Raw genomic sequence first — 9,520 nt, 5'->3', positions numbered from 1 at the left:
GCGCCGGGCGCCTTTCATCGGGGAGATGCGGCGCGAAGCGCCATGCATCTCAGGGGCGCGGGGAACTGCGCGATCAGCCCCCACCGGCCCGCACCCGGGAACGGTGAAGGCCGGGCAGACGCTCCCCCCGTAGCGCCGCCCGGCCAGGTCACCGGCCCACCAGGACTCAGGCCTGACGGAAGCGCTCACCCAGCGCGGAGCGCCCCGCCTCGGTCAGCGAGCCGTGCACGCGCATGCGGGCCACACCGCCGTCGGGGAACGCGTCGAGACGGATGTGCGTCGCGACGGCCTCCGCGGCGAGCGGGAAGCGGTGCAGGGTGTCGGGCTGCAGCTTGGTGCGCGGGATGATCTCGAACCACTCGCCGTCCTCGCCGTCACGGCCGCTGACGGAGACCCAGCCGGCCGAGTTGCCCTTGAGGTACGCGGTGTCGATCTCGATGGCGCGGACGGCACCCTGCGCGGCGAGCCGGAAGCGTACCCAGTCGTTCGTGCCGACGACGCGACGGCGGCGGTTCTCCCAGCCGTCGTCCATCTTCTGCGAGGTGCCCGGCAGGATGATCTGCGTCGGCGACGAGTAGAACTTGTCGGAGGCGTCCTCGTAGGCGCCGCCGTTGAGCACGGCCGCGAGGTCGAAGGTGCCGAGCGCGTCGAGCCACTCGGGGTCCGGGAGGACCTCGCCGTGCACACGGAGGCGGGCGATGCCGCCGTCGGGGTGCTGGCAGACGCGGATGTGGGTCCAGCGGCGCTCGGAGGTGACGGTGAAGGCGTTCGCCGCGTGGCCCTTGACCTGGCTCTTCGGGACGATCTCCTCCCACTTCACGTCGTCGGCGAGGAGCTCGTCGGGGCCGGGGGCGCCGGGCACCGAGGTGGCCTGGATGCTGACCTTCTGCGGGTAGTTGCCGCGGAAGTGGGCGGTGTCGACGATGATGCCGCGGATGATGCCGGGGGCACCGAGCCGGACGATGGCCCAGTCGTGGTCCTCGGGGGCCGGGAACGGCTGCTCGGCGGTGCCGCGGCGACGGCGGGTCTCCCAGCCGTCCATGACCTTGCCCTTGTGCCCGAAGTGCTCGGGGTCGAAGACGGCGCGCTCGCGGATGAGGAGGTTCTCGCGCATGGCGAAGAACTCGTCGTTCGCGGCGATGACGCCCGCGCCGAGGCGGCGGTCCGCCAGGTCGACGAGGTCGGCGAACGCGTCGACGTCACCGAAGGTGCGGTAGTCGGCGTACGGGTCGCCGCCACCGTAGGGGTTGGCGTCGTTGGCGTGCGGGTCGTCGGTCGCGGCGTTGGCCTCGGGGTGAGTCGTCATACGTCCACTGTCCGGCGAGGCACCACATAGGTCCATCGAAAGTTTCCGAGGTCGCCTTTCAGCTCACCTGAAAAGTTCGGTGCGCCTGAACGTTCCGGTCCCGAGTGTTCAGTCGGAGGGGGTGGGTGCGGTGCGCTGGACGGTGAGCGCTCCGAGGACCCGCCGCACCGTAGCCCATTCCTCGGCCCCCTTGCGCACGGCGGCCACGACGTGGCGCACGGGGCGGTCGGCGCCGAGCGGGCACATCACGACGCCGTCGCGGCGCGCGGCGGCCATCCGGGGCACGAGGGCGACGCCCATCCCGGCCTCGACCATGGCGAGGATCGCGGTCCAGCCGGCGGCGCTGTGCGCCTGCTCGGGCACGAATCCGGCGGCCTCGCAGGCGGCGGTGGTGATCTCGGACCAGGGGCCGGAGCCGCCGAAGATCCAGGGTTCGCCGGCGAGGTCGGCGAGGCGAAGGCCCGGTTCGTGGGCCAGGGGGTGGCCGACGGGGAGGGCGACGTCGAGGGGGTCGGCGAGCAGCGGCACGCGCGTGAACTTGGGGTCGCGGGCGGTGGGCGCGTGTGCGGCGAGGGAGAGGGCGAGGTCGACGTCGCCGGACGAGAGCAGCTCGTAGGCCTGCGCCGCCTCGGCCTCGCGGACCCGGACGGTGATCCCGGGGTGAGCGGCGCGCAGCGCCCGTACGGCGGGTACGACGAGGGCGGGCACGGCGGTGGAGAACGCGGCGACCCGGACGACGCCCGCGTCCCCGTGCACGTACTGCGCGAGTTCGGCGTCGGCGCGCTCCAGTTGGGCGAAGACGGCCTCGGCGTGGCGCAGGACGAGGCGGGCGGCGTCGGTGAGGCGGACGCGGCGGCCCTGTGCCTCCAGGAGCGGGACGCCGAGCTGCTTGGCGAGGTTGGTGAGCTGCTGGGAGACGGCGGAGGGGGTCATGAGGAGGGCCTGGGCGGTCGCGGTGACCGTGCCGCGCTCCTGCAGGGTGCGCAGGATCACCAGCTTCTTGATGTCCCAGCGTTCGCGGCGCAGCGCCGCCCGCAGCTCTTCCTCGCTCATGGCTTAAACGTACGGGACGGACTGCCCGCCTCATTCTAAAAAGCTTGACATCAAGATTCTCGATACCGAGACTCTTCGCCATGGGGAGCGAGATCGAGAACGGGCGGGGCGCGGGGCTGCTCGCGCAGTTGCGGCGGCCACCGGGGGGCCGGGACGCGCGGACGATGCTGCTGGGGCAGTTTCTGGACCGGGCGGGCACGGGCGTGTGGGCGGCGTCCTCCGTCCTGTACTTCACGTTCGTCAGCGGGCTCGACGGCGGGCGGCTCGGGCTGCTGCTCGGCGCGGCCGGGGTCGCGGGCATCGCGGGCTCCCCGCTCGCGGGCCGGCTCGCCGGGCACGTCCCCGTGCGGACGCTGCTGATCTGGTGCCATCTGCTGCGGCTCGCGGCGGTGTGCGCGCTGCTCGTCCTGGACGGTTTCTGGGCGCTGCTGCCCACGGTGGCGCTGATCTGCGTCGGGGACCGGGCCGCGAAGACGCTGGAGATGGTCTTCGCCGCGGAGGCCACCGGGGGCGGGCGCGCCACGTACCAGGCGCTGTCGCGGAGCGTGGCCAACGCGGCGTACGGGCTCGGCGCGGGGTTCGCGGCGATCGGGCTCGCGGTCGGCACGGACACCGCGTACCGCGTGCTGATCCTCGCGAACGCGGTGTCGTTCCTCGCCGCGGCGGCCCTCACCACCCGGACCGCGGCCCGCCCGCCGCGCCGCCCGGAACCGGCGGCGGCCGGTCACGCCTCCCGGTCCTCCGCCGGCCCGTGGCGCGACCGCGGCTACCTCGCCTTCGTGCTCCTGGACATCCCGATGAACGTGGACGACGCGATCCTCGGGGTCGGCCTGCCCCTGTGGCTGGTGCACCGCACGGACGCGCCGCACCTCCTGATCCCGGCGTTCCTGGTGATCAACACGGCGATGGTCGTGCTCCTCCAGCTCCGTGTGACCGCCCGCTTCGACGGCCCGTACGGTGCCCTGCGCGCGCTGTCCCGGTACGGGCTGCTGACGGTGCTCGGGTGCGGGCTCCTCGCGGTGTCCGGCGCGGGCGGTGCCTGGACCGCCTCCCTCGCCCTGCTCGGCTCCACCGTGCTGATCACCCTCGCGGAGCTGATGCGCTCGGTCAGTTCGTGGGAGCTGGCGGTCTCCCTGGCCCCGGCCGACGACCGCGCCGCCTATCTGGGCGCGGCCGGCGTCTCCCCCTCCGTGGAGCGGTCGATCGGGCCGCCGGTCCTGACGTCCGGGGTCATGGCGGCGGGTCCGGCGGGCTGGCTGGTCCTGGGCGCGGCCACGGCGGCCGTCTGCGTGGCCCAACGGAGGCTGTGCGCCCGCCGCCTGGACGCGCTGCGCCCGAACGCGCCGGGCCCGGTCGCGGACCCGGTCAGTCCCGCAGCGACGCGTCCAGCGCGGACATGAGCCGCGCCGGGCGGCCGCGGCCCTCGGGTGCGCGGGGGTAGCGGCGCAGCACGTCGACGAGTACGGGGGTGGCGCGGGACCGGGCGGCTTCGAGCGCCGCGGCTCCGGCCGCGGGGTCATCGCCGGCCTCGATCTCCGCGATCCGCGCGGCGTTGGCCGCGGCCCGCAGGATGTGCCCCACCTGGTGCGCCTTGGCGATCGGGTGCAGGTAGGCAGCGGACGCGGCGTCCCCGGCGGCCTGCGCGGCCAGGCGCGCGGCCTCGGTGCCGGCGTCCTTCGCGGCACGGTGCGCGTCCATCGAGGCGACCCGCTGGAGCCGGCCCCGCGCCGCGCCGTCCACGAACTCCTGTGCCGCGTCGAGCGCGGCCCGCGGCCGGCTGTCCCCGGGCACGGCCCGCTCGAACACGGGCAGCACCTGCCGCGCCGCCTCGGTGGCGTACCGGGCCACGGCCCGCAGTTCGTCCATGGACAGCTCGAAGTCACCGCTCATGTCCGTCATTCTGCCGAGGACGCCACCCGGGCCGGCGCCGGCCGGGTCAGGGAGGCCAGGACGACTCCGGTGAGGATCAGGGCCATGCAGCCCAGCCGTGCCCAGGTCATCGACTCGCCGAGCACCGCGTACGAGAGCAGGGCCACGCACACCGGCTGGAGGTAGTAGACGGCTCCGGCGCGGGCGGGTCCGATGTGGGCGATCGCCTTGTTCCAGGCGAAGAAGGCGAGCGCCGAGGAGACGACGCCCACGTAGAGGAGCGGGGCGATCGTGGCGGTGCTCGGGGTGAAGCCGCCCTGGAGCGTGAGGCTCGCCAGGTACGCGGGGAGGAGCATCAGGGTGCCGAGGACGAAGGTGGCGAACAGGAAGGTGACGCCGCCGAGTTCGGCGGGGCGGCGGCGCAGCAGGGCGCTGTAGGAGCCGAAGGCGAGCGCCGCGGCCACGACCCACAGGTCGCCCGGGGCGAGGTCCGGGGAGAGGGAGCCCTTGCTGACGAGGAGGACGACTCCCGCGCAGGCGAGGAGGGTTCCGGTGACGCGGCGGGCGCCGAGGCGGGCGCCGCCGAGCCGTTCGTACAGCGCCATCAGGACCGGGGACGCGGCCATGATCATGCCCATGTTGCCGGCGGAGGTCGTCAGGCCCGCCTGGTTGACGAGCGTGTTGTAGATCGTGACGCCGAGCAGCGCGGCCAGGGTGACGTACCCGAAGTGGCGGCGGATCAGCGCCCGTTGGCGCCAGACCGCCCGGGCGCCGAAGGGGGCGACCGCCGCCGTCGCGATGATCCAGCGCCAGAACGCGTGCTGGACCGGGGGCACGCTGTCGTGCAGGGCGCGGGCGGTGACGAAGCTGCCGGACCAGACGACCGTGGCGAGGAGGGCGAGGGCGAGGCCCGCGCCGAGGGCACGGGTGGTGGCCTTGGCGGGGCGTGCGGCGGCGGACTGGGCGGGGCGGTCCAGGAGTGACAAGTGGGGCGGCATCCGTTCTGGAGGGGGCGGCGGGTGGATTCCCGTTCTCGCGTTCCACCGTCGCAGCGCGCACCTGTCACGTCCAGCGAATGTTTCCGCAGTGATCTTTCAGCAAAGCTGAACGAAAGGCCGTCGAGGCGGAGGGGAGCGATCAGCCTTCCAGGTAGGCCAGGACCGCCAGGACGCGGCGGTTGTCGCTCTCTCCCGGGTACAGGCCCAGCTTCGTGAAGATGTTGCCGATGTGCTTGGCGACCGCCTTCTCGGTGACGACCAGCGACTCGGCGACCCCCGCGTTCGAGCGGCCCTGCGCCAGGAGCCCGAGGACCTCGCGCTCGCGGGCGGTCAGGGAGCCGAGGCGCTGGTCGCGGATCTTGCGGGCCAGGAGCTTGGAGACGACCTCCGGGTCCATCACCGTGCCGCCCGCCGCGACCTGCTCGATGGTCCGCACGAACTCCGCGCCGTCGGTGACCCGGTCCTTGAGGACGTAGCCGACCGCGCCCGCGCCGTCGGCGAGCAGCTCCCGCGCGTACAGCGGCTCCACGTACTGCGAGAGCAGCAGGACGGGGAGCGCGGGGACCTCGCGGCGGGCGGCGAGGGCCGCGCGCAGGCCCTCGTCGGCGAAGTCGGGCGGCAGGCGCACGTCGACGATCGCGACGTCCGGGCGCTCGGCGAGCAGGGACTCCAGGAGCGCGGTCCCGTTGTCCACGGCGGCGACGACCTCGTGGCCGAAGGCGCCGAGAAGGCGGACGAGGCCGTCCCTCAGCAGGAAGTGGTCTTCGGCGACGACAACGCGCACGGCACCTCCATCGAGATCTGCGTCGGGCCGCCGGCCGGACTGTGCACGGCGAGGACGCCGTCGAAGGTGGCGAGCCGGCGCTCGATGCCGGCGAGGCCGCTGCCGCGGGCCGGGTCGGCGCCGCCGTGCCCGTCGTCGGTGACGCTGACGCGCAGGGCGCCGCGCTCGGGGTCGTGGGCGAGGTCGATCCAGAGCCGCTCGGCCTCCGCGTGCTTGGCTGCGTTGGTGACCGTCTCGGCGATCGCGAAGTAGACGGCGGACTCGACGGGCGGCTCGGGGCGGGCCGGCAGGTCGACCGTGACCTCGGCGTCGAGCGGGCTGAGCAGGGCCAGGGACCGTACGGCGTCGGCGAGTCCGCGGTCGGCGAGGACCGGCGGGTGGATGCCGCGGACGAGGTCACGCAGTTCCTGGAGGGCGGCCGAGGAGGAGGCGCGGGCCTCGGCGAGGAGGGCGCGGACCGCCTCGGGGTCCTTGTCCAGGCGGTGTTCGGCCGCGTCCAGCGTCATGCCCATCGCGACGAGCCGGGCCTGCGCCCCGTCGTGCAGGTCGCGCTCGATGCGGCGCAGTTCGGCGGCGGAGGTGTCGACGGCGTCGGAGCGGGTCGCGGCGAGGTGGGCGATCCGCGCGGCCATCACCTCCTGCTCGCTGGGGGCGAGCGCGGTGCGCACGAAGCGGGCGTGCCGGTCGACCATGGACGGGGCGAGCCACACTCCCGCCTGGGCGAGGACCAGGCCGAGCAGTCCCGCCATGAGGCCGGTCGGGACGTCCGTGACATGGATCGCGGTGTACCAGAGGCCGTCCCAGCCGGCGTCCGTCGACAGGTACCAGCCGAAGCAGGCGAGGAAGACACCCCACAGGCCGTAGCCGACGAGTCCGACGGGGACGGCGACGACGAGCCCGGCGACGAAGGAGTACAGCGCCACCCAGCGCCATTCGCGCAGCCGCTGCGGGTCCTCGATGAGCCAGCGGTAGCGGGCCACGACGCCGTGCCGCTCGCGCTCCCCCGTCCTCGGAGCGGGCGCGGCGCCGACCGTGACCCCGGACCAGCGCTCGGCGAGCGCCCGTTCCCGGTCGACCAGGCGGCGCATGCCGCGGGCCGCCCACGGCAGCAGACCGGGCACCGGGGTCCACACGGCGAGCCCCACCATCGTCGTCCAGTGCATGGCCAGTACGGAAAGCCACCACAGGTGGTGTGCGCGCCGCAGCGCCCTGATCCGCTTCATGTCCCCCAGCTCCCCTTGCTCGTCCGGACGGCGCGCTGCCGTCACCGCAACGAGTATGTGGCGAACTCCGCGGGGAAATCGGTGGAGTTAACTCCCCTGTTCTCCGCGAGCTCGCCGGCCCACGCCACGTATCCGTCGGGCCGCACCAGGAGCGCCGTGCGCCGCTCGCTCGCCCAGTGCGCGACCTTGACGCGGGCGTCCTCGTACGCGGTCCCTCGGGGCAGGATCAGCACGAACTCGCCCCCGCGCAAGGCTTCGTAGAGGCGGACGCCGTCGCCGAGGAGGACGTCGGGGACGCGGGTGCCGGTGAGGCGGTGGGCGCCCTTGGGGGCGGCGTAGCGGAAGCCGAGGCCCGTGACGTTGCCGATGACCTTGTTCCGGGCGGGGCGGACCCGGCCGAGGAAGCCGGTGAGAGCGGCGCGGGCGGCGAGCGTCCAGGGGTACTTGGCCATCGCCAGGCGCACGATGCCGCCGCTGCTGCGCAGCACGGCCTTGCCGACGGCGTGCCGCTCGGTCTGGTAGGTGTCGAGGAGGGCGTCGCCGGCGCGGCCCGTGACGACGGCGGCGAGCTTCCAGCCGAGGTTCGCGGCGTCCTGGAGGCCGGTGTTCATGCCCTGGCCGCCGGCCGGGGTGTGCACGTGCGCGGCGTCGCCGGCGAGCAGGACGCGGCCGACGCGGTAGGCGGGCGCCTGGCGTTCGTCGCTGTGGAAGCGGGACATCCAGCGGGCGTCGTGCATGCCGTAGTCGCGGCCGAGGGCGAGCCGGGCGATCTCCTTGATCTCGTCGAGGTCGAGCGGCTCGGAGTCGGGCACGTCGCGCGAGCGGTTCCACCCGATGACGCGGTAGTAGCCGTCGCCGAAGGGCGCGATGAAGGCGAAGGCGTCGCCGACGGCGCTGACGGTCAGCAGGTTCTCCGGCTCCTCGGCGAGCCGTACGTCGGCGAGGACGACGGAGCGGATGACGGACTTGCCGGGGAAGGGCAGGCCGACGGCCTCGCGCACGGAGCTGCGCATGCCGTCGGTGCCGACGACGTACGCGGCGCGCAGCAGGTCGGTGCTCCCGTCGGCCCGGCGGACCCGCAGGGTGACCCCGTCGGCGTCCTGGGTCAGGCCCGTCACCTCGGTCTCGTGGGAGAAGGTGACTCCGGCGTCGACGGCGCGGCGCTCCAGGACCTGCTCGACCTCGTACTGCGGGATGACGAGGAGGTGGTCGAAGCGGGTGGGCAGGCCGGTCAGCTCGATGGAGAGGTTGCCGAACAGGCGCAGCCGGTCGAGCGGGCGGCCCTTGGCCTCGATGTCGTCGGCGACGCCGCGGGCGTCGAGCTGCTCCAGGGTGCGGGCGTGGACGACGAAGGCGCGGGAGAGGTTGCTGATCTTGTGCGGCCGCTTCTCCACGAGGGTGACGGGGACGCCGGCGGCGGCGAGGTCGCCGGCGAGCAGCAGCCCGGTGGGGCCGGAGCCGACGACGATGACGGAGCGGGAGCTGTCGTGCGCGGTGCCGTTCATGGTGGCCTCCTGCGGACTTCAGATGGCGGGCCAACGGTTGTTGGCCAACGTTTGTGGGTCAACGCTTGTAGGCAAACGTAGAGCCGGGCACTGGACGTGTCAACGGGTGTTGGCCTACGTTTGTTGGCATGAGCGGGAACCAGCAGGTGAGCAGGGAGTCCGAGCCGGCGGCCAGGGAACCGGCGGCCCGCCGGTCGGACGCCACGCGCGCCGCGATCCTGGCGGCGGCGCGAGAGCGGTTCGCGGCGGACGGGTACGAGAAGGCGACGATCCGCGCCATCGCGCGGGACGCGCGGATCGACCCGTCGATGGTGATGCGCTACTTCGGCAACAAGGAGGGGCTGTTCGCGGCGGCGGTCACGATCGAGCTGAGCCTGCCGGACCCGGCGACGATCCCGCGCGAGGAGCTCGGCCGGACCCTCATGCGCCACTTCCTGTCGCTGTGGGAGGAGAACGAGGTGCTCACCGCGCTGCTGCGGGCCGGCGCCACGGACGCGGCGGCCGCCGAGCGGATGCAGGGAGTGCTGCGGGAGCAGCTGGTGCCGGTGGTCCTGGGCACCTGCCCGGATCCGGCGCAGGCACCGGTGCGGGCCGCGCTGTGCGCGTCCCAGGTGCTCGGGCTCGCGCTGACCCGGTACGTGCTGAAGTTCCCGGGGAGCGTGGCGCTGGAGCCCGAGCAGATCGTGGACTGGCTCGGCCCGACGGTGCAGCGCTACCTCACGGCGGAGCGGCCCTGAGAACGGGAGAACGCGCCGAGGGCGCCCGCCGCGACGGTGTCGCGG

Annotated in this window: 9 protein-coding genes; 2 read left to right on the top strand and 7 right to left on the bottom strand. The window is 73.9% G+C overall.

Annotated features, from left to right (window positions below; genetic code table 11):
• Positions 1-166: 166 nt before the first annotated feature.
• On the bottom strand, positions 167-1,306 hold the full coding sequence (gene alc, locus ACFW9D_RS36420) for an allantoicase (protein WP_188338919.1): 1,140 nt from the start codon (positions 1,304-1,306) through the stop codon (positions 167-169).
• Positions 1,307-1,414: 108 nt separating this feature from the next.
• On the bottom strand, positions 1,415-2,359 hold the full coding sequence (locus ACFW9D_RS36415; protein ID WP_384629500.1) for a LysR family transcriptional regulator: 945 nt from the start codon (positions 2,357-2,359) through the stop codon (positions 1,415-1,417).
• Between the two features lie 80 nt (positions 2,360-2,439).
• Between ACFW9D_RS36415 and ACFW9D_RS36410 the strand changes: the two genes are divergently transcribed.
• A complete protein-coding gene (locus ACFW9D_RS36410; RefSeq protein WP_384629497.1) occupies positions 2,440-3,759 on the top strand; it encodes an MFS transporter in 1,320 nt (439 codons plus the stop codon).
• On the opposite strand, the gene ACFW9D_RS36405 is transcribed toward ACFW9D_RS36410, so the two are convergent.
• The 5 genes from ACFW9D_RS36405 to ACFW9D_RS36385 form a co-directional block, all read right to left on the bottom strand.
• Positions 3,725-4,249 (bottom strand): putative immunity protein, encoded by a 525-nt coding sequence (locus ACFW9D_RS36405; RefSeq protein ID WP_384629494.1) that lies wholly within the window; start codon positions 4,247-4,249, stop codon positions 3,725-3,727. The two genes, ACFW9D_RS36410 and ACFW9D_RS36405, sit on opposite strands and share 35 nt — an antisense overlap.
• A gap of 5 nt (positions 4,250-4,254) precedes the next feature.
• On the bottom strand, positions 4,255-5,205 hold the full coding sequence (locus ACFW9D_RS36400) for a DMT family transporter (RefSeq protein ID WP_384629504.1): 951 nt from the start codon (positions 5,203-5,205) through the stop codon (positions 4,255-4,257).
• 160 nt (positions 5,206-5,365) lie between these two features.
• Entirely contained in the window at positions 5,366-6,010 is a 645-nt protein-coding gene (locus ACFW9D_RS36395; protein WP_384629491.1) for a response regulator, read from the bottom strand.
• Positions 5,974-7,278 (bottom strand): histidine kinase, encoded by a 1,305-nt coding sequence (locus ACFW9D_RS36390; RefSeq protein ID WP_384629488.1) that lies wholly within the window; start codon positions 7,276-7,278, stop codon positions 5,974-5,976. Before ACFW9D_RS36390 ends, ACFW9D_RS36395 begins: the two co-directional genes overlap by 37 nt.
• On the bottom strand, positions 7,275-8,738 hold the full coding sequence (locus ACFW9D_RS36385) for an FAD-dependent monooxygenase (protein WP_384629485.1): 1,464 nt from the start codon (positions 8,736-8,738) through the stop codon (positions 7,275-7,277). The genes ACFW9D_RS36390 and ACFW9D_RS36385 overlap by 4 nt, the downstream gene beginning before the upstream one ends.
• Positions 8,739-8,866: 128 nt before the next feature.
• On the opposite strand from ACFW9D_RS36385, the gene ACFW9D_RS36380 reads away from it, so the two are divergent.
• A complete protein-coding gene (locus ACFW9D_RS36380; RefSeq protein WP_188338913.1) occupies positions 8,867-9,475 on the top strand; it encodes a TetR family transcriptional regulator in 609 nt (202 codons plus the stop codon).
• The last annotated feature ends 45 nt before the right edge of the window (positions 9,476-9,520 follow it).

This window comes from Streptomyces sp. NPDC059524 (genome assembly GCF_042749255.1).
GTDB classification, from domain to species: domain Bacteria; phylum Actinomycetota; class Actinomycetes; order Streptomycetales; family Streptomycetaceae; genus Streptomyces; species Streptomyces xanthii.
The sequence above is the reverse complement of the archived record's forward strand: the minus strand, read 5'-3'. Positions and strand labels throughout refer to the sequence as shown.

Excerpts from the sequence above, each read along its gene's own strand:
- ACFW9D_RS36415 (WP_384629500.1), bottom strand. The coding sequence starts at position 2,359 with ATGAGCGAGGAAGAGCTGCGGGCGGCGCTGCGCCGCGAACGCTGGGAC.
- alc (WP_188338919.1), bottom strand. The coding sequence starts at position 1,306 with ATGACGACTCACCCCGAGGCCAACGCCGCGACCGACGACCCGCACGCC.
- ACFW9D_RS36410 (WP_384629497.1), top strand. The coding sequence starts at position 2,440 with ATGGGGAGCGAGATCGAGAACGGGCGGGGCGCGGGGCTGCTCGCGCAG.
- ACFW9D_RS36405 (WP_384629494.1), bottom strand. The coding sequence starts at position 4,249 with ATGAGCGGTGACTTCGAGCTGTCCATGGACGAACTGCGGGCCGTGGCC.
- ACFW9D_RS36385 (WP_384629485.1), bottom strand. The coding sequence starts at position 8,738 with ATGAACGGCACCGCGCACGACAGCTCCCGCTCCGTCATCGTCGTCGGC.
- ACFW9D_RS36380 (WP_188338913.1), top strand. The coding sequence starts at position 8,867 with ATGAGCGGGAACCAGCAGGTGAGCAGGGAGTCCGAGCCGGCGGCCAGG.